General features: G+C 55.0%; 25 protein-coding genes. 3 read left to right on the top strand and 22 right to left on the bottom strand.

Features of this window, described 5'->3' with window-relative positions; genetic code table 11:
• Positions 1-93 precede the first annotated feature (93 nt).
• From rpsN to H6973_08415, 20 genes are all read right to left on the bottom strand, one after another.
• Entirely contained in the window at positions 94-399 is a 306-nt protein-coding gene (gene rpsN / locus H6973_08510; GenBank protein ID MCP5125663.1) for a 30S ribosomal protein S14, read from the bottom strand.
• A 10-nt stretch (positions 400-409) separates the two neighbouring features.
• Complete coding sequence (gene rplE, locus H6973_08505; protein ID MCP5125662.1) at positions 410-949, bottom strand: 50S ribosomal protein L5; 540 nt, start codon at positions 947-949, stop codon at positions 410-412.
• Positions 946-1,284, bottom strand: a complete 339-nt coding sequence (gene rplX, locus H6973_08500; GenBank protein ID MCP5125661.1) for a 50S ribosomal protein L24 — start codon at positions 1,282-1,284, stop codon at positions 946-948. Before rplX ends, rplE begins: the two co-directional genes overlap by 4 nt.
• Before the next feature lie 18 nt (positions 1,285-1,302).
• Entirely contained in the window at positions 1,303-1,671 is a 369-nt protein-coding gene (rplN, locus tag H6973_08495) for a 50S ribosomal protein L14 (GenBank protein MCP5125660.1), read from the bottom strand.
• Positions 1,672-1,723: 52 nt separating this feature from the next.
• Positions 1,724-1,984, bottom strand: coding sequence for a 30S ribosomal protein S17 (rpsQ, locus tag H6973_08490; GenBank protein ID MCP5125659.1), 261 nt, complete (start codon positions 1,982-1,984; stop codon positions 1,724-1,726).
• Entirely contained in the window at positions 1,981-2,175 is a 195-nt protein-coding gene (gene rpmC, locus H6973_08485; GenBank protein ID MCP5125658.1) for a 50S ribosomal protein L29, read from the bottom strand. Before rpmC ends, rpsQ begins: the two co-directional genes overlap by 4 nt.
• Entirely contained in the window at positions 2,175-2,588 is a 414-nt protein-coding gene (gene rplP, locus H6973_08480) for a 50S ribosomal protein L16 (GenBank protein ID MCP5125657.1), read from the bottom strand. Before rplP ends, rpmC begins: the two co-directional genes overlap by 1 nt.
• A gap of 66 nt (positions 2,589-2,654) precedes the next feature.
• Positions 2,655-3,338, bottom strand: coding sequence for a 30S ribosomal protein S3 (rpsC, locus tag H6973_08475; GenBank protein ID MCP5125656.1), 684 nt, complete (start codon positions 3,336-3,338; stop codon positions 2,655-2,657).
• Positions 3,339-3,356: 18 nt separating this feature from the next.
• A complete protein-coding gene (rplV, locus tag H6973_08470; GenBank protein MCP5125655.1) occupies positions 3,357-3,686 on the bottom strand; it encodes a 50S ribosomal protein L22 in 330 nt (109 codons plus the stop codon).
• Between the two features lie 11 nt (positions 3,687-3,697).
• Entirely contained in the window at positions 3,698-3,970 is a 273-nt protein-coding gene (gene rpsS / locus H6973_08465; GenBank protein ID MCP5125654.1) for a 30S ribosomal protein S19, read from the bottom strand.
• Positions 3,971-3,999: 29 nt separating this feature from the next.
• Complete coding sequence (gene rplB, locus H6973_08460; GenBank protein ID MCP5125653.1) at positions 4,000-4,824, bottom strand: 50S ribosomal protein L2; 825 nt, start codon at positions 4,822-4,824, stop codon at positions 4,000-4,002.
• Between the two features lie 41 nt (positions 4,825-4,865).
• Positions 4,866-5,165 carry a 50S ribosomal protein L23 gene (gene rplW / locus H6973_08455; protein MCP5125652.1) on the bottom strand — a complete coding sequence of 100 codons (300 nt, stop codon included), beginning with the start codon at positions 5,163-5,165 and terminating at the stop codon, positions 4,866-4,868.
• Positions 5,162-5,788 carry a 50S ribosomal protein L4 gene (gene rplD / locus H6973_08450; GenBank protein MCP5125651.1) on the bottom strand — a complete coding sequence of 209 codons (627 nt, stop codon included), beginning with the start codon at positions 5,786-5,788 and terminating at the stop codon, positions 5,162-5,164. Before rplD ends, rplW begins: the two co-directional genes overlap by 4 nt.
• A gap of 9 nt (positions 5,789-5,797) precedes the next feature.
• Positions 5,798-6,442, bottom strand: a complete 645-nt coding sequence (rplC, locus tag H6973_08445; GenBank protein ID MCP5125650.1) for a 50S ribosomal protein L3 — start codon at positions 6,440-6,442, stop codon at positions 5,798-5,800.
• 125 nt (positions 6,443-6,567) lie between these two features.
• Complete coding sequence (rpsJ, locus tag H6973_08440) at positions 6,568-6,882, bottom strand: 30S ribosomal protein S10 (GenBank protein MCP5125649.1); 315 nt, start codon at positions 6,880-6,882, stop codon at positions 6,568-6,570.
• A gap of 5 nt (positions 6,883-6,887) precedes the next feature.
• Positions 6,888-8,078 carry an elongation factor Tu gene (tuf, locus tag H6973_08435; protein ID MCP5125648.1) on the bottom strand — a complete coding sequence of 397 codons (1,191 nt, stop codon included), beginning with the start codon at positions 8,076-8,078 and terminating at the stop codon, positions 6,888-6,890.
• A gap of 39 nt (positions 8,079-8,117) precedes the next feature.
• Complete coding sequence (gene fusA, locus H6973_08430) at positions 8,118-10,217, bottom strand: elongation factor G (protein ID MCP5125647.1); 2,100 nt, start codon at positions 10,215-10,217, stop codon at positions 8,118-8,120.
• A 17-nt stretch (positions 10,218-10,234) separates the two neighbouring features.
• Entirely contained in the window at positions 10,235-10,705 is a 471-nt protein-coding gene (gene rpsG, locus H6973_08425; protein MCP5125646.1) for a 30S ribosomal protein S7, read from the bottom strand.
• A gap of 31 nt (positions 10,706-10,736) precedes the next feature.
• Complete coding sequence (gene rpsL / locus H6973_08420) at positions 10,737-11,111, bottom strand: 30S ribosomal protein S12 (protein MCP5125645.1); 375 nt, start codon at positions 11,109-11,111, stop codon at positions 10,737-10,739.
• Between the two features lie 138 nt (positions 11,112-11,249).
• Positions 11,250-12,140, bottom strand: a complete 891-nt coding sequence (locus H6973_08415) for a DDE-type integrase/transposase/recombinase (protein ID MCP5125644.1) — start codon at positions 12,138-12,140, stop codon at positions 11,250-11,252.
• Positions 12,141-12,275: 135 nt separating this feature from the next.
• On the opposite strand from H6973_08415, the gene H6973_08410 reads away from it, so the two are divergent.
• From H6973_08410 to H6973_08400, 3 genes are read left to right on the top strand one after another with little or no spacing between them, the layout of a single operon-like run.
• On the top strand, positions 12,276-12,572 hold the full coding sequence (locus H6973_08410; GenBank protein MCP5125643.1) for a type II toxin-antitoxin system RelE/ParE family toxin: 297 nt from the start codon (positions 12,276-12,278) through the stop codon (positions 12,570-12,572).
• Between the two features lie 17 nt (positions 12,573-12,589).
• A complete protein-coding gene (locus H6973_08405) occupies positions 12,590-13,708 on the top strand; it encodes a HigA family addiction module antidote protein (protein ID MCP5125642.1) in 1,119 nt (372 codons plus the stop codon).
• An 11-nt stretch (positions 13,709-13,719) separates the two neighbouring features.
• The gene (locus H6973_08400; protein MCP5125641.1) at positions 13,720-14,286 is read left to right on the top strand and encodes a hypothetical protein; all 567 of its coding nucleotides are present in this window, start codon (positions 13,720-13,722) and stop codon (positions 14,284-14,286) included.
• Here H6973_08400 and H6973_08395 read toward each other — a convergent pair.
• Together H6973_08395 and H6973_08390 are read right to left on the bottom strand one after the other, a co-directional pair.
• Positions 14,211-14,966, bottom strand: a complete 756-nt coding sequence (locus H6973_08395; protein MCP5125640.1) for an ATP-binding protein — start codon at positions 14,964-14,966, stop codon at positions 14,211-14,213. The genes H6973_08400 and H6973_08395 overlap by 76 nt on opposite strands.
• 16 nt (positions 14,967-14,982) lie before the next feature.
• A complete protein-coding gene (locus tag H6973_08390; GenBank protein ID MCP5125639.1) occupies positions 14,983-16,512 on the bottom strand; it encodes an IS21 family transposase in 1,530 nt (509 codons plus the stop codon).
• Between the last annotated feature and the right edge of the window lie 457 nt (positions 16,513-16,969).

Below are 16,969 nucleotides of genomic sequence, written 5' to 3'. Positions count from 1 at the left end.
GTCTCGGGGCCACGCCGGCGGCAGGGCAAACCCTGAACTTAAAATCAATGGCAGAAAAGCAAACAAAAAATTCCTACTCGCTACTCACCAGCGCTACCAGCTTCCCTTACGCAGCCCAGGGACGTCACCACGCATGGTAGCTTCGCGCAACTTGTTACGTCCCAAGCCAAACTTGCGATAGAAACCATGCGGACGACCTGTCAACCGGCAGCGATTGTGCAGGCGGCTCGGACTGGCGTCACGCGGCTGCATTTGCAGCTTCCTCTGCGCTTCCCGCCGCTGTTCATCGGTGCTGGCCGGATTGCGAATCGTTTCCTTAAGCGCTTCCCGCCGGGCGGTGTATTGCTGGACGATGTGCGCCCGCTTGATCTCGCGGTTGATCATACTTAGTTTCGCCACAATCGAACCCTCAGTTCCGAAATGGGAAATTAAACGCCGCCAATAGGGCGCGGCCTTCTTCATCAGTGCGCGCTGTCGTGGCAATGGTAATATCCAGACCACGAATGGCGTCGATCTTGTCATAATCGATTTCTGGGAAAATAATCTGCTCGCGCACTCCCAGACTGTAATTACCACGACCGTCGAAGGCGCGAGCGCTGAAACCGCGAAAATCGCGGATGCGCGGGATAGCGATATTGACCAGCCGATCCAGAAATTCATACATCCGCTCGCGCCGCAGCGTGACTTTGCAACCAATTGGCCACCCTGCGCGAATTTTGAAACCGGCAATGGATTTACGTGACAGGGTCACTATCGGTTTTTGACCGGCAATCTGAGCCAGATTGCTGACCGCATGATCCATGATTTTCTTGTCGGCTACGGCTTCCCCTACCCCCATATTCAGGGTGATTTTGGCAATGCGTGGTATTTCCATTACATTGCGGTAATTAAACTGTTCGCGCAATTTTGACACAACCGTTTCGCGATAATGCTCTTGTAACCGGGTCATGAAGAACTACTCCTTACAACATCCACTACTTCGTTGTTGGATTTGAAGTAGCGCACCTTGCCACCATCTTCCAGGAATCGGAAACCGACGCGGTCACCCTTTTTAGCCATCGGATTGAACAGCATCACGTTGGAAATATGCAGGGGCGCTTCGCGCTCGATAATACCCCCCGATACGTTGCGGGCTGGATTGGGCTTGGTGTGGCGCTTGATCATATTGACGCCGGCCACAATAACGCGCTCGCCGTTCTCCACGACTCGCATCACCTTGCCGCGCCGACCTTTGTCCTTACCGGCGATGACGACCACTTCGTCATCTTTTCGAATTCTGCGCATAACTGCCTTCCTCCCGCTTCACAGCACTTCCGGGGCCAGCGAAATGATTTTCATGAACCGCTCGCTGCGCAATTCACGGGTCACTGGCCCAAAAATACGGGTGCCGATCGGCTCTAGCTTGTTGTTAAGCAGCACAGCAGCGTTGCCATCAAAGCGAATTAACGAACCGTCCGTCCGGCGCACGCCTTTGCGAGTACGCACGACAACCGCGTTATATACCTCGCCTTTGTTTACCTTGCCTCGGGGGATCGCATCCTTGACGCTGACCTTAATGACATCACCGATATGCGCGTAGCGGCGGTGCGAGCCGCCCAGCACCTTGATGCACATCAGCCGGCGGGCGCCGCTGTTGTCGGCGACTTCCAACATCGTTTGCATCTGAATCATGTTCTATATTCCCTTGACGGAGTTGGAAAAAGACCGGCCGCGCCCATCCCGTTCATTGGGCGCGATTGATCACTGACACCAGCATCCAGGACTTGGTTTTGGAGAGTGGCCGACATTGCTTGATAGCGACCAGATCGCCTTCATGGCATTCATTCAGTTCATCATGGACATGCAACTTGGTGCTGCGGCGAATATATTTACCGTATATCGGATGCTTGACCAATCGTTCAATAACTACGGTGATAGTTTTGTCCATTTTATTACTGGTGACGCGCCCGGTCAGGGTGCGTTCCACCTGAGTTTCCGTTATCATGCCTGCCTCGCCTTTTCGCTTAACACCATCTTGACCCGGGCGATGTTACGCCGCGCCTGTCGAAACAGGTGGGGTTTATTAGCCTGTTGGGTCGCTTTCTGCATGCGTAGGTTAAATTGCTCACGCAGCAATGCGAGCAATTCCTGCTTTAACTCGTCCGTGCTTTTTTCACGCAGTTGGCTCGCTTTCATTACATCACCATTCGGTTCACGAAGGCGGTTTGCACCGGAAGCTTGGCTGCCGCTAGGCGAAAGGCTTCGCGGGCGACCAGTTCGGACACACCCTCCACTTCATACAATACGCAGCCAGGCTTGACCTTGGCCACCCAGTACTCAACATTACCTTTGCCGCTACCCATACGCACTTCCAAGGGTTTCTTCGTGATCGGCTTGTCCGGGAAAATGCGAATCCACACCTTGCCGCCGCGTTTGATGTAGCGGTTAATCGCCCGGCGCGCGGCTTCAATCTGGCGGGCGGTCAACAGGCCGCGCGTGATGGCCTTCAACCCGTATTCGCCAAAACTAACCTCGGCGCCGCTGGTCGCGAAGCCGCGGTTGCGTCCCTTGCGCTGTTTGCGAAATTTTGTTCTTTTCGGCTGTAACATGTTTCTTCTCGTCTATAAAACAAGGAACTCCGCAATAGAATGCGGAGTTCCGCAAATCTGTCCAAATCAATTTGCCGAAGCTTTCTCGGATTTGGTCTCGCCTTGTCGTTCCAGGCCAAACACCTCGCCCTTGAAAATCCAGACCTTGATGCCGATCACACCATAGGTGGTTTGCGCTTCGGCTAAACCATAATCGATGTTGGCGCGCAGCGTGTGCAAGGGAACTCGGCCTTCGCGGGTCCACTCGCTACGGGCGATTTCTGCACCGTTGAGCCGCCCGGAAACCTGAATCTTAATCCCCAGCGCGCCCAGACGCATTGCATTAGCCACCGTGCGCTTCATCGCCCGACGAAACATGATGCGCCGCTCCAGCTGTTGAGCCACGCTTTCAGCAACCAGTTGCGCATCCAATTCCGGTTTGCGGATCTCCTCGATGTTAACCTGAAGATCCTTGACGTCTAACCCCATCATTCGGGCAACGTCTTTGCGCAGGGCTTCGATATCCTCGCCCTTTTTGCCGATCACCACACCCGGCCGGGCGGTGTGAATCGTAATGCGCGCCAGTCGCGCTGGCCGCTCGACCTGAATCCGGCTGACTGAAGCATTGGACAGTTTCTTTTTCAGAAACTGCCGCACCTTGAGATCGGTTTCCAGCAAATCGGGAAAGTTCTTGCTACTCGCATACCACTTGGAAGTCCAGTCGGACGCAATTCCCAAACGAATGCCGGTGGGACTGACTTTTTGACCCATGTCGTTCTCCGCTCCTTATTATTCAGCGACTGTGACCGTAATATGGCTGGTGCGCTTAACGATGCGATTACCGCGCCCCTTGGCTCGGGGATGCATACGTTTCAATACAGGGCCACAATCTACGCAAATCGCGGACACCCTGAGTTCATCAATGTCAGCGCCTTCGTTATGCTCGGCATTGGCAATTGCTGAGTCGAGTACTTTTTTGATCAATTGCGCCGCTTTTTTGTTGCTGAAGGTCAAAATCTCCAAAGCCCTGCCGACCGGGAGCATACGGACCTGATCAGCCACCAGCCGGGCCTTCTGCGGCGAGATGCGGGCATGTTTTAAAATAGCGACAGCTTGCATCGGAGCGCCTCTTACTTGGATTTCTTGTCCGCGGCATGTCCGCGATAGGTGCGGGTCGCCGCAAACTCGCCGAGCTTATGGCCGACCATGTTCTCAGTGACCAGAATCGGCACATGTTGCCGGCCGTTATGCACTGCGATAGTCAAGCCAATCATATCCGGCAAAATCATCGAGCGCCGCGACCAGGTTTTGATCGGACGCTTGGCATTCGTGGCCACTGCCTGTTCCACCTTCTTGGCCAGGTGGAGATCGACAAATGGGCCTTTCTTAATCGAGCGTGGCACCTTAACTTATCCTCTCGGTTCAGCCAGTCCTATTTCTTACGCCGGCGCACAATCAGTTTATCAGTGCGCTTGTTCGAGCGGGTCTTGTGGCCCTTGGTCGGGACGCCCCACGGTGACACCGGATGGCGCCCGCCAGAGGTGCGGCCTTCACCGCCACCATGGGGGTGATCGACTGGATTCATGGCCACGCCGCGCACGGTAGGCCGGACGCCACGCCAACGCTGGGCGCCCGCTTTACCCAGGGAGCGCAGGTTATGCTCTGCATTCCCCACCTCGCCGATCGTCGCCTTGCAGTCCGCATGCACTTTGCGGATTTCGCCAGAACGCAGTCGCAAGGTTGCGTAGTTACCTTCGCGGGCGACCAGTTGTACGGAAGCGCCGGCGCTACGAGCCAGTTGCGCGCCCTTACCGGGTCGTAATTCCACACAATGCACCTGGCTGCCGACGGGTATATTGCGCAGCGGCAGGGTATTGCCTGGCTTGATCGGCGCCGCTGGCCCGGACATCAGGCTGTCGCCGGCATGGACATGGCGGGGTGCAACAATGTAGCGGCGCTCGCCATCAGCGTACAACAACAAAGCGATATGGGCGCTACGATTCGGATCGTACTCCAACCGTTCGACTCGCGCCGGGATATTGTCCTTGTTGCGTTTGAAGTCAATCAGTCGATAGTGCTGTTTATGGCCACCGCCTTGATGGCGGGTCGTGATGCGGCCCTGATTGTTGCGTCCACCCTTGCGCGACTGCTTCTCCAACAAGGGCGCATACGGTCGGCCTTTGTGCAGTTCAGGATTGACGACCTTGATCACGAACCGTCGGCCCGGTGAGGTCGGCTTGGCTTTAACGAGAGGCATGAGAATTCACCTTAAATCTGCAAATATCGGCGAGTGTCCGCTCATCCAGCCATCAGGAAATCGATTTCCTGACCAGGCTCCAGCGAGACATAAGCTTTTTTCCAGTCCGAACGCCGCCCGTAAATGGCCCCGAAGCGTTTACGCTTACCCTTGACGTTGGCTACCGTAACGCGCTGAACCTTGACCTTGAACATCAATTCAACAGCATCCTTGATTTCCGGCTTCGTCGCATCGCGCAACACCTTGAACACGATCTGGTTATAGCGCTCGGCAACCCGGTTGGCCTTTTCAGAGATATGCGGGGCCAGCAAAATTTTCATCAAGCGTTCCTGGTTGTTCATCCGAGCCACTCTCCTACGCGTTGCATAGCCCCAACCGTGATAAGTACGGTATCGGCGCCCACCAGATTGACTGGGTCCAGACTGCTCACATCACTGAGCGCTACTTGAGCCAGATTGCGCGCTGACAGATAGAGATTCAGTTCCACTTCTTCACTCACCAGCAATACTCGGCGCTGGTCGGCGAGATCCAGCGTTTTCAGCAGCGCAATCACTTGCTTGGTTTTGATTTCCGGGAAGGTCAATTTGTCGACCACCTGCAAACGGTCCTGGCGTAGTAACTCGGAAAAGATAGCGCGCATAGCGGCGCGGTACATCTTGCGGTTGACCTTCTGCGAATGATCCTGTGGACGGGCTGCGAACGTCACGCCGCCACCACGCCAGATCGGGCCACGGGTGCTGCCGGCGCGGGCGCGACCAGTGCCTTTCTGCCGCCACGGCTTGCTGCCGCCGCCGCTGACCTGAGCGCGACTTTTCTGAGCGCGGGTACCGGCGCGAGCGCCTGCTAAATAGGCGACGACTACTTGATGCACCAGGGGTTCATTGAATGGCTGGGCAAAAACCTCATCGGCCACTGTGATCTGGCCAGGCGCTGCGTCGCTGGTGTTTTTAGTCTGAAGTTCCATATCGCCTCCTTACTGACGCGCCTTCACGGCAGGCCGAACCATCACATCGCCGCCCTTATGGCCAGGGATCGCACCCTTGATGGCCAACAGATTACGCGCAGCATCGACCCGGACGACTTCCAGATTCTGCACACAACGCTGCACTGCGCCAAGATGACCAGCCATTTTCTTGCCCTTGAACACTCGACCAGGACTTTGGTTCTGACCAATGGAGCCGGGGGCGCGATGCGACAGCGAATTACCGTGGCTGGCGCGCTGGCTGCGGAAATGGTGGCGCTTGATCGCACCCGCGAAACCCTTGCCAATAGTGGTGCCGGTGACATCGACTTTTTGACCGACCTGGAAACGATCGACGGTGAGCTCAGCGCCAACGCCAATATTCTCGCCTTCGCTGTCCGCCAAACGGAACTCCCACAGGCCACGACCGGGCGCGACGCCAGCCTTAGCGAAGTGACCGGCCATAGGCTTGGTCACTCGGCTAGCGCGCCGCTCGCCAACAGTGACCTGCAGAGCGCGGTAACCGTCAATTTCTTCCGTCTTGATCTGGGTAACACGGTTAGGTTCGACCTCAATGAGGGTCACGGGTATTGAAACACCGTCTTCCGTGAAAATCCGGGTCATGCCGGCCTTGCGGCCGATAAGTCCGATTGCCATTTTATTAAACCTCTGGAGCATAACCTGAATCAGAGGAGGGGAAGGCTGCCCCTCGTGATCCGCAAGGAAGTCAGGCTACAAGCCAAACCTGAAATGATGACTGTTCCAAGAAACCATTTGACCTACTAATTCAATTTAATCTGCACATCCACCCCCGCAGCGAGATCCAGCCGCATCAAAGCATCGACTGTCTTGTCCGTCGGATCCACGATATCCATGAGCCGCTTGTGAGTGCGTAACTCGTATTGATCACGGGCATCCTTGTTAACATGGGGTGAAATCAATACGGTGAAGCGTTCGATCTTGGTCGGCAACGGAATCGGGCCGCGCACCTGGGCACCAGTGCGCCGGGCAGTTTCGACAATTTCCCGCGCCGACTGATCGATCAAGCGATGGTCAAACGCTTTGAGGCGGATGCGAATGCGTTGGCTGGTCGTCATAGCGTTTACTCGATGATTTTAGCGACGACGCCGGCACCGACGGTGCGTCCGCCTTCGCGAATGGCAAAACGCAATCCTTCGTCCATCGCAATCGGCGCGATCAAACTCACCACAATCCGCACATTATCCCCGGGCATCACCATCTCCACCCCTTCCGGCAGGTCCACCGATCCCGTCACGTCCGTCGTGCGAAAATAGAACTGGGGCCGGTAGCCTTTGAAAAAGGGCGTGTGCCGTCCGCCTTCTTCCTTGCTCAAAACATATACTTCCGCTTCAAAATTCGTGTGCGGCGTGATCGTCCCCGGCTTGGCCAACACTTGGCCCCGCTCAACATCATCCCGCTTGGTGCCGCGCAACAGAACGCCAACATTGTCTCCAGCTTCGCCCTGATCCAGCAGCTTGCGGAACATTTCCACCCCGGTGCAGGTGGTCTTCACCGTGGGCCGAATCCCGACAATCGCGACTTCTTCACCGACCTTGATCCGTCCACGCTCGACGCGACCCGTTACGACCGTGCCCCGCCCGGAAATCGAAAAAACATCTTCAATCGGCATCAGAAACGGTTTGTCCACTTCGCGCTGCGGTTGCGGAATGTACTCGTCCATCGCCGCCACCAGCTTGTGGATCGAGGGTTCGCCCAACTCGCCTGTATCCCCTTCCAGCGCCTTGAGCGCCGATCCAGTGATGATCGGCAGGTCGTCGCCCGGAAAGTCGTAGCTGGACAGCAATTCCCGCACTTCCATTTCCACCAGCTCCAGCAATTCAGGGTCGTCTACCATGTCGGCTTTGTTCAGATAGACCACAATGTAGGGGACGCCCACTTGCCGCGCCAGCAGAATGTGCTCGCGCGTCTGCGGCATCGGCCCATCCGCCGCCGATACCACCAGCACCGCGCCGTCCATCTGCGCCGCGCCCGTGATCATGTTCTTGATGTAGTCCGCATGCCCCGGGCAGTCTACATGCGCGTAGTGCCGCTTGGGCGATTGGTATTCTACATGCGCCGTGGCAATGGTGATACCGCGCGCCTTCTCTTCCGGCGCGGAGTCAATCTGGTCGTAGGCTTTGAATTCCCCACCAAATTGCACAGCCATCACCCGCGTGATCGCCGCCGTCAGCGTGGTCTTGCCGTGATCCACATGACCAATCGTCCCCACATTTACATGCGGCTTGCTGCGCTCAAACTTTTCTTTGGACATCCAGGCACTCCATCCGATTCAATCTTTTCAGCAACCGCTTCAGGATGCTTTCTTGATAATTGCCTCTGCAATGTTAGCGGGGGCTTCGTTGTATTTGGCAAATTCCATGGAATAGGTCGCGCGACCCTGGGTGGCCGAGCGCAGATCCGTTGCATAGCCAAACATCTCGGCCAGGGGCACCTCGGCGCGGATGACTTTGCCCGATGGCGAGTCATCCATTCCCTGCAACATGCCACGCCGGCGGTTGAGATCGCCCATCACATCGCCCATATACTCCTCGGGCGTAACCACTTCGACTTTCATGATCGGCTCCAGCAGGGTGGCGCCCGCCTTTAGCGCGCCATCCTTAAAGCCCATGGAGCCGGCGATTTTGAACGCCATTTCGCTGGAGTCGACCTCATGATAAGAACCGTCGAAAATGGTGACCTTGACATCCACCACGGGATAACCAGCCAACACACCCTTTTCCATCTGTTCCTGTACGCCTTTGTCGACAGCCGGGACGTATTCGCGCGGCACCACGCCGCCAACAATGGCATTGACGAATTCGTAACCGGTTCCCGGTTCCTGTGGCTCCAATCGCAACCAGACGTGACCGTATTGACCACGGCCGCCCGACTGGCGGACGAATTTGCCTTCCTGCTCCACCGTCTTGCGAATAGTCTCGCGGTAAGCGACTCGCGGTTTACCTACATTCGCGTCTACCTTGAATTCACGTTTGAGGCGATCGACAATGATTTCCAGATGCAATTCACCCATGCCGGAAATGATGGTCTGACCGGATTCAGGATCGGTGTGAACGCGAAATGAGGGGTCTTCCTGGGCCAGCTTGCTGAGCGCAATGCCCATCTTTTCCTGATCAGCCTTAGTCTTGGGTTCGACCGCGACCGCGATGACCGGCTCGGGAAACTCCATCCGCTCCAGGGTGATTACCTGATCCGGGTTGCACAGGGTATCACCGGTGGTGACGTCCTTGAGTCCTACACAGGCGGCGATATCACCCGCGCGGATTTCCTTGATTTCCTCACGGCTGTTGGCATGCATTTGCACTAGGCGGCCAATGCGCTCGCGCCGACTCTTGACGGGGTTGTAGACTGAATCGCCGGAATCGACCACGCCGGAATAGCAACGAATAAAGGTCAGGGTGCCTACGAAAGGATCGGTGGCAATCTTGAAGGCCAGCGCGGCGAACGGCGCTTCATCGTTGGCTTGACGCTCGCCTTCGCTCTCAGCGGCATCATCCAGAATACCTTTGACCGGCGGCTTGTCCACCGGCGACGGCAGATATCGAATCGCTGCATCCAGCATAGCCTGGACACCCTTATTTTTGAACGCGGACCCGCATAATGCCAGGACAATCTCACCCTTTAGAGTACGGGCGCGCAACCCGGCGTGAATTTCGTCCTCGCTGAGCGGTTCGCCTTCGAGGTATTTCTCCATTAATTCATCAGAAGATTCGGCAGCGGCTTCAACCATCTTCTCGCGCCACGTTTCGCAATCGGCTTGCAACGAAGGGGGAATATCGCCGTACTCGAACTTCATGCCAAGGCTGTCTTCATCCCAGGAAACCGCCTGCATTTTGACCAAGTCAACGATGCCCTTGAATTGATCTTCAGCGCCAATCGGCAGCTGAATCGGCACCGGATAAGCGCCCAACCGGTCTTGAATCTGTTGCACGACCCGCAGAAAATCGGCCCCAGCGCGGTCCATCTTGTTGACGAACGCCAAGCGCGGCACGCCATACTTGTTCGCCTGGCGCCAAACGGTTTCTGACTGTGGCTCCACCCCGCCCACCGCGCAGAACACTGCGCAAGCACCGTCCAACACTCGCAAGGAGCGCTCGACCTCAATAGTGAAATCGACATGCCCGGGTGTGTCGATGATATTGACGCGGTGCTCATCAAACTGCCCGGCCATGCCGCCCCAGAAACAGGTCGTAGCGGCGGAAGTAATGGTGATGCCGCGCTCCTGCTCCTGCACCATCCAGTCCATAGTGGCGGCGCCATCGTGAACCTCGCCCAGTTTGTGGGAAATGCCTGTGTAGAACAGGATACGCTCGGTCACAGTGGTTTTGCCGGCATCGATGTGGGCCATGATGCCAAGATTACGATAGCGCTCGATGGGGGTTTTGCGAGCCACGGCTCAATCCTCGAAACTTACCAGCGATAATGGGCGAAAGCCTTGTTCGCTTCCGCCATGCGATGCACATCTTCGCGCTTTTTGACCGCTGCGCCGCGGCTTTCAGCGGCATCCATCAACTCCCCGGCCAGGCGCCGGGCCATCGATTTTTCGCCGCGCTTGCGGGAAGCATCGATGACCCAGCGCATCGCCAGGGTGTTCCGACGCACCGCGCGCACTTCCACCGGCACCTGATAGGTCGCGCCGCCCACCCGACGGGATTTGACCTCAACGATCGGACGAACGTTATCCAGCGCCTGCTCTAGCAGGCTCAGGGGATTCTCCTTGCCCTTCTCGGTCATGACATCGAGCGCGCCATAGACGATTTTCTCGGCCACGGACTTCTTGCCGCGCTCCATGACCATATTCATGAATTTGGCCAGCATCTCGCTCCCGTGCTTGGGATCGGGGAGGATGATGCGTTTGGGGACTTCTCTTCTTCTCGGCATAACCGCCTCAATCTCGATGGACTGGTAAAACTCAGGATTTGGGCCGCTTGGCGCCGTACTTGGATCGCGCCTGACGGCGCTTGGTCACGCCAGAGGTATCCAGGCTGCCGCGCACGATGTGATAACGCACACCGGGCAGATCCTTGACGCGCCCACCACGAATGAGCACCACAGAGTGCTCTTGCAGGTTGTGGCCCTCACCGCCAATATAGCTGGTCACTTCCTGGCCGTTGGTCAGGCGCACGCGCGCCACCTTACGCAACGCGGAATTAGGCTTCTTAGGCGTCGTGGTGTAGACGCGGGTGCAAACGCCGCGCTTCTGCGGGCAGCTTTCGAGCGCTGGAACATTGCTCTTGGCTTTCTTTCTACCGCGCGGCTTGCTTACCAACTGGTTGATGGTGGCCATTCCCTTACTCCAATCGAGCTTGCAAATTCAGTCAACCCGGCAGCGGGCCTGCGCTGATTGGAATCCGGGTCTGCAAAGAAGCGGGACTATAGGCGGGCCAGTCGCCAATGTCAAGTCAAGTCAAACCCGGGTAGTGTCTCAGTTTGAAATTTCAGAAACCTGATTTCGTTTCTTGTAGGGGCCGCGTGGTTTGGCGACAGGTTCAGGAACCAAGCCCGCGATTTCCTCGAGTGACCAAACGTGATCGGAAATACCCGCTTCCATTGCCGGAGTTACCCGCAAGGTTTTATGGATACGCGCAAAATTGTAATGCATGAAATGCAGGGAAACGGCGTGTTCAAGGTTTTCAATCTTTTTGCTAAACCCGTTGGTAAGCCGGGTAAAGCGCCGCATTCCCATACGCATGGTGAGATTCTGGCGTTCAACATAGCTGGTTGATACCGCGCTAAGCTCCGGGTTGCCGACAACAGGGCGTTTTTCGGCCTTCACGAAGCTTGCGGGGCTATATCTTTGCTGGTCTTGTTTCCCTTGACCTTCGTAAATCTTCACCAGCATGGCGTAGTCAATCGCGCCACCAAAGACCTTTTCTACCGCGCCAAGATAAGGACCATGCCCGTCTGTGGTGAGTTGAATCCTTCCATGAAGGCGGGAAGCCAGATCAGCAATGAAGGCTTCCGCATACTCTTGACCGCGATGCCCAACTAACCAGGAAAGCGCCAATTTGGTGTCAGCGTCGATAGCCGTCCAAGTGTAAACGTCGCCATACCCCAGTTCGCCCTTGTGTTCTGGAGCCACGTTCTTTTCTTTGGCATAGCAGAACGACCAGATTTCATCACACTGAACGCGCTGGCTGTTGATGTTATGAACGACCTCATCATGGTAAGCCAAGCAGGCGCTACCCGCATCGACCAGCAGCTTCGTCACTGTGTTGATGCTTACATCGGCAATACGTGAAGTGGCGCGCATCGAGTTACCTTCCACCAATAGATTCAGAATTTGCGCTTGGTCTTTCAGAGAGAGCTTGTTCATGCTTGCTTAATCGCTCAAGTATTAAATTCAGTATGAATATTATGCTTGACCGGACAAGATAAATCAAGTTATAAATTTACACTAAGTGTAAAAGTGGTATTGACGATAATTGAATAACCAGATATTCTATATTCGATGGAAATTGAATACGAAGACATATCGTTGCATCGGCTAGAAACAGACGCCTCCTTTGATAAGGGGCTGGCCCACAGTATCGTGCGTAAATTCCGAATGCGAATTCAATTTATTAGGGCAGCTATAGACGAGCGAGCATTCTATGCAATGAAATCGCTACATTTTGAAAAATTAATAGGAGATCGATCAAATCAATACTCTATGCGCTTAAATGATCAATGGAGATTAATCATAAAATTTAAAAAAACAGCCTCAAAAACTGTGGTTGTGATTGTAGAAATCTTAGATTACCACTAATATTTGAGGAGATAACTATGAATATAATGGCAGAGACTTTTGCTCCTGGAGAATTCTTGCGTGAGGAGATAGAGACTCGTGGATGGACGCAAATCGAACTAGCAGAAATTATTGGACGACCAACTAGGTTGGTCAATGAAATAATTTCCGGGAAAAGAGCGATTACACCAGAGACAGCTATTCAGCTTGGCGATGCGCTTGGCACAGGGCCAGAGCTTTGGATGAACTTAGAGAGCCAATATCAGCTTTCCAAAGTCACTGTGAAAAACAATTTAATTGCAAGACGGTCTTTTTTGTATACGCGATTCCCAGTTCGGGAAATGATCAAGCGAAAGTGGGTTGATGGCAGTGAAAATATTGAAGTTCTTGAGCAACAGTTCAGACAGTTCTTTGGTATTTCTTCCATTGATTCTGATCCATCCTTCCTACACGCTGCTAAGAAATCATCTGCTTATAGTGAAGCAACAATGCAACAAATGGCTTGGTTATTTAGAGCCAAGGCCGTTGCTGCGGAGTGTGTCTTAAAAAGATACAAAACGGAATATCTTAGAAATGCACTATCTAAGATCAGTGCATTATTGGTATCCCCAGAAGAAGCTAGGCACGCTGTACGTATCTTAGCTGAATGCGGAGTTAGGCTCATATTTATTGAACATTTATCTGGATCAAAGATAGATGGCGCTTGCTTCTGGTTAAGCGACTATCAGCCAGTGATTGCAATGTCTTTGCGCCTTGACCGCATTGATAACTTTTGGTTTGTTCTTCGTCATGAAATTGAGCATGTACTCCAAGGTCATGGTAGAGAACTGGAATTTATTCTAGATCAAGATTTGGAGGGGGGGGTGATAGATAAACAGATTGAAACCGAAGAACAGCTTGCTAACCAGGCTGCCGCTGATTTTTGCGTGCCAAAAAATGAGCTAGATGATTTTATATCTAGAGTAACCCCCTACTTCAGTGAGCAACGGGTATGTTTATTCGCGCAAAGACTTGGCATCCATCCAGGCTTAGTTGTCGGTCAGCTACAGAGGAAGCTAAACAGATACGATTTTCTACGTAAACATCAAGTTAAAATTCGAGATATCGTGATTAAGTCTGCCCCTGTTGATGGATGGGGTTTCATAGAGAAATTTTGAGAGGTTTAGTTATGTCGGCGTACTTAAATCAAATAAAGGACTATATAGAACGTTACAAGCGTGAAGTTCGAGATGATGGGTTAATTGAACCACATGAGTTAGCTAAATGGGCCTACCGTAATGGATTACATAAGCCGAATATCAAAACTGTAATCGACGCAATTGCTGCTGACATCGCGCAAGTGTTTCGTGAGGAATACCGTACTGATAGATTCGGCAGGCGCTATCGAGCTAAGCATGCAATTACTAAGAGGAAAGGGAATAAAACACTGGCATTATGGGCCGACCTTGATGACCAAAATGCTCCACATGAACATTTTCAAAAATCATTTTCTCAGCGCCGCCAACAAATTGTAGGCGATTGTTATCAGTTAAAAACTGATATTGATGCGTATTTCACTGATGCCGGCCATCCATTTCACGGGATGACGGCCGGCGAGTTCAGTCGAAGGCGGCAGCGTATTTCACTCGGTCGGAGCGCAGCGACGCAGTGGATGAGTGTTTACTGTTCCGTGATGGAGTTCGTCAAGGGGGTTTTACGTTTTCGTAAGGATTCTCCGGTCAGGTTGAGGGTGTAGGCGTTATGGACGAGCCGATCGAGGAGGGCATCAGCCAGAGTGGGTTCGTCCAGATAGGCGTGCCAGCTTGCCACGGGCAACTGGCTGGTCACGAGGGTGGATTGACGGTGATGCCGGTCATCGAGGATTTCCAGAAGATCACGGCGGCCCTCGCTGGTGAGCGGTGTTAAGCCCCAGTCATCGATGACCAACACGTGTGCTTTAGCGTACTCGCGTAGCAGCTTGGGATAGCGGCCATCGGCGCGGGCCAACGCCAGTTCAGGGAGCAAGCGGGGCAAACGGACATAGCGCGCGGTATAGCCCAGACGACACGCATGCTGAGCCAAGGCACAAGCAATCCATGTTTTCCCCACGCCGGTGGGGCCGGTAATCAGGCAGTTGAGATGCTCCACAAGCCAGCGTTCACCGAGCAGATGCTGGATGAGGGTTTTATCCAGGCCCCGGGGATGTTGGTAATCCAGGTCTTCCCGGCAGGCTTGCTGGGGCAAACGGGCTTGCTGTAAGCGGTACTGGAGGCGACGATTCGCGCGTTCGGTCAGTTCGCGATCAACCAGGAGACTCAAGCGATCCGTAAAGCTGAGCTGATCGCTATCGGGCATCTGGAGTTGCTCGTGCAAGGCCTGACGCATGCCGCTGAGTTTCAAGGTGTGCAGTTGATCGAGAAGGGGTTGTTTCAGCATGGCGGAGGCTCCTGGGTTATTGGTAATAGCGTGCGCCGCGCACGTTCGCGTGGGTCGCGGTCGAAGGGATGGGCGGTGGCGAAGTCCCCGCATCCGGGAGGCGTTGCTGGTCCAGGCCATGCTTGAGAATCGACTCGATGCTCTTGTAACTCAGTCCCCCAATGGCTAACGCGCGCTGACAGGCGGCCTCCAAGCGGTCGGCGCCATAGGCTTTGCCCAGACGCAAGATGCCCAAGCACGAGCGGTAGCCCTGCTGAGGATGGGGCCGCGTGGCCAGGATACGTTCCACTAGAGTCGCCGTGTGGGGGCCGGTCTGGTGAGCCCAGCGCACTAACCGTTCGGGCGTCCATTCGGCGTACTCCCGATGGGCTTTGGGCATGTGGGCGGTTACGGTGGTATGGCGACCAGGCTGCGGATGGCGGCGATGACAAGCCACCCGCTGACGTTGATGGAAGACCTCGACCGTGGTGGCGGTCAGGCGCACCTCCACTTCCTGGCGCACCAGGAGGTAGGGGACCGAATAGTAATGGCGCTCGATGTCAATGTGATAGTCAATGTTGACGCGCGCTTTTTTCCATTGCGCGAACACGTAGGGTTCGGCCGGTAAGGGACGCAACGCCGGTTGTTCCAGCGTTGCAAACCAATGCTGACGGGAACCGGGGAGTTTTTTGAAGGCGCGCTGATTGAGGGCGTCGCGCAGTTCGCGGATGACCGTGTTGAGTTCGTCGAGACTGAACAGAGTCCGATGGCGCAAGCGGGCCAGAATCCAGCGTTCCACCACGAGCACGCCACTTTCCGCTTTGGCTTTATCACGCGGTTTTCGGACACGCGCGGGGATCACCGCGACGCCATAATGGGCGGCTAACTCCAGATAACTGGGGTTGAGGTCGGGCTCATAGCGGTGCGGCGTCTGGACGCCGGTTTTCAAATTATCTGGAACCACAATTTCCGGGACACCGCCGAAAAATGCAAAGGCCCGGACATGCGCCATGAGCCAGTCATCCAGTCCTTGGGTCCAGGTCGCCTCCACATAGGTGTAATTGCTGGCGCCCAGCACCGCAACAAACACTTGGGCCTGGCGGAGTTCACCCGTGATGCGGTCCACGATGGGCACGGTGGGACCGGCGTAGTCCACAAACACCTTCTCACCGGCCCGATGGGTCTGGCGCATCACCACATCGGTATGCGCCACCCAAGCCCGATACTGCTGGCAGAACCAGGTGTATTGATAGCCCTGGGGATGCGTGGCTTTGTACTCTTCCCACAAGAGCCACAAGGTGACGCCGGGGCGGCGTAATTCCTGGTGGACGGTGGCCCAATCCGGTTTTCCGCGATCCGCAGACCCAGCGGCGGGGCGCGGCGGAAACAACCGTCGTTCCAATTCATCGGCCATCATGCCCTTGGGCAGGGGCCAACCCAGGCCCGCTCGTCGGGCGCGTTGCAGATACTCTCCGACCGTGCTACGGCCGATCCCGCAACTCCGGGCAATTTGTGGTTGGCTATGGCCCGCCGCCTGCAAACGAAGCACTTCTTGAATCTTGCGCATGGATAACCTCTCAGTCGGCATGAGTTCCTCCTCGGAAAAAAAGGAACCAGCCTACAAGTTGTTAACCTGCGTCGCTGCTCATTGGCGAAACAACCCGCCGCCTTCCGTGTAATGGCCTGCCGCCTTCCGTGAAACGACCTGCCGTCATCCCGTGAAACGACCTGCCGTCATCCCGTGAAACGACCTGCCGTCATCCCGTGAAATACGCATATTGACGTTTACAACGATAGACGTAGCTCAAATGAACCAATTCAGGTTGTATTAGATTTCACGCGAGACGTTGAAGAATTGCAGCTTCCGTTTAAGAAGGCTAGCTAGAAACTTTTCTTCCATCGTGTGTTCGCGGCAAGTCTAGCAATCTCCTTTCGTTTCTCTGGCGTAAGCTTCTCGGCTCGCGCCTTTCCTCCCTTCTTTCCGCCAAGACGCCCAAGCGCCACCGCCGCCGGATTCTTGTCCG

Source organism: Gammaproteobacteria bacterium, assembly GCA_024235095.1.
Taxonomy (GTDB): Bacteria; Pseudomonadota; Gammaproteobacteria; order Competibacterales; family Competibacteraceae; genus UBA2383.
Note: the sequence above shows the minus strand (reverse complement) of the source record. Positions and strands in the feature narration are given on the sequence as shown.

Coding starts and splice junctions, on each gene's coding strand:
- rplD (MCP5125651.1), bottom strand. CDS start 5,788: ATGGAACTTCAGACTAAAAACACCAGCGACGCAGCGCCTGGCCAGATC.
- rplB (MCP5125653.1), bottom strand. CDS start 4,824: ATGCCTCTCGTTAAAGCCAAGCCGACCTCACCGGGCCGACGGTTCGTG.
- rpmC (MCP5125658.1), bottom strand. CDS start 2,175: ATGAAAGCGAGCCAACTGCGTGAAAAAAGCACGGACGAGTTAAAGCAG.
- H6973_08415 (MCP5125644.1), bottom strand. CDS start 12,140: ATGAACAAGCTCTCTCTGAAAGACCAAGCGCAAATTCTGAATCTATTG.
- rplE (MCP5125662.1), bottom strand. CDS start 949: ATGACCCGGTTACAAGAGCATTATCGCGAAACGGTTGTGTCAAAATTG.
- H6973_08405 (MCP5125642.1), top strand. CDS start 12,590: ATGAATATAATGGCAGAGACTTTTGCTCCTGGAGAATTCTTGCGTGAG.
- rplX (MCP5125661.1), bottom strand. CDS start 1,284: ATGCGCAGAATTCGAAAAGATGACGAAGTGGTCGTCATCGCCGGTAAG.
- tuf (MCP5125648.1), bottom strand. CDS start 8,078: ATGTCCAAAGAAAAGTTTGAGCGCAGCAAGCCGCATGTAAATGTGGGG.
- rplV (MCP5125655.1), bottom strand. CDS start 3,686: ATGCAAGCTGTCGCTATTTTAAAACATGCCCGCATCTCGCCGCAGAAG.
- H6973_08390 (MCP5125639.1), bottom strand. CDS start 16,512: ATGCGCAAGATTCAAGAAGTGCTTCGTTTGCAGGCGGCGGGCCATAGC.
- H6973_08395 (MCP5125640.1), bottom strand. CDS start 14,966: ATGCTGAAACAACCCCTTCTCGATCAACTGCACACCTTGAAACTCAGC.
- H6973_08410 (MCP5125643.1), top strand. CDS start 12,276: ATGGAAATTGAATACGAAGACATATCGTTGCATCGGCTAGAAACAGAC.
- rplP (MCP5125657.1), bottom strand. CDS start 2,588: ATGTTACAGCCGAAAAGAACAAAATTTCGCAAACAGCGCAAGGGACGC.
- rplC (MCP5125650.1), bottom strand. CDS start 6,442: ATGGCAATCGGACTTATCGGCCGCAAGGCCGGCATGACCCGGATTTTC.
- rpsJ (MCP5125649.1), bottom strand. CDS start 6,882: ATGACGACCAGCCAACGCATTCGCATCCGCCTCAAAGCGTTTGACCAT.
- rpsG (MCP5125646.1), bottom strand. CDS start 10,705: ATGCCGAGAAGAAGAGAAGTCCCCAAACGCATCATCCTCCCCGATCCC.
- H6973_08400 (MCP5125641.1), top strand. CDS start 13,720: ATGTCGGCGTACTTAAATCAAATAAAGGACTATATAGAACGTTACAAG.
- rpsC (MCP5125656.1), bottom strand. CDS start 3,338: ATGGGTCAAAAAGTCAGTCCCACCGGCATTCGTTTGGGAATTGCGTCC.
- rplW (MCP5125652.1), bottom strand. CDS start 5,165: ATGAACAACCAGGAACGCTTGATGAAAATTTTGCTGGCCCCGCATATC.
- rpsL (MCP5125645.1), bottom strand. CDS start 11,111: ATGGCCACCATCAACCAGTTGGTAAGCAAGCCGCGCGGTAGAAAGAAA.
- rpsQ (MCP5125659.1), bottom strand. CDS start 1,984: ATGATAACGGAAACTCAGGTGGAACGCACCCTGACCGGGCGCGTCACC.
- rplN (MCP5125660.1), bottom strand. CDS start 1,671: ATGATTCAGATGCAAACGATGTTGGAAGTCGCCGACAACAGCGGCGCC.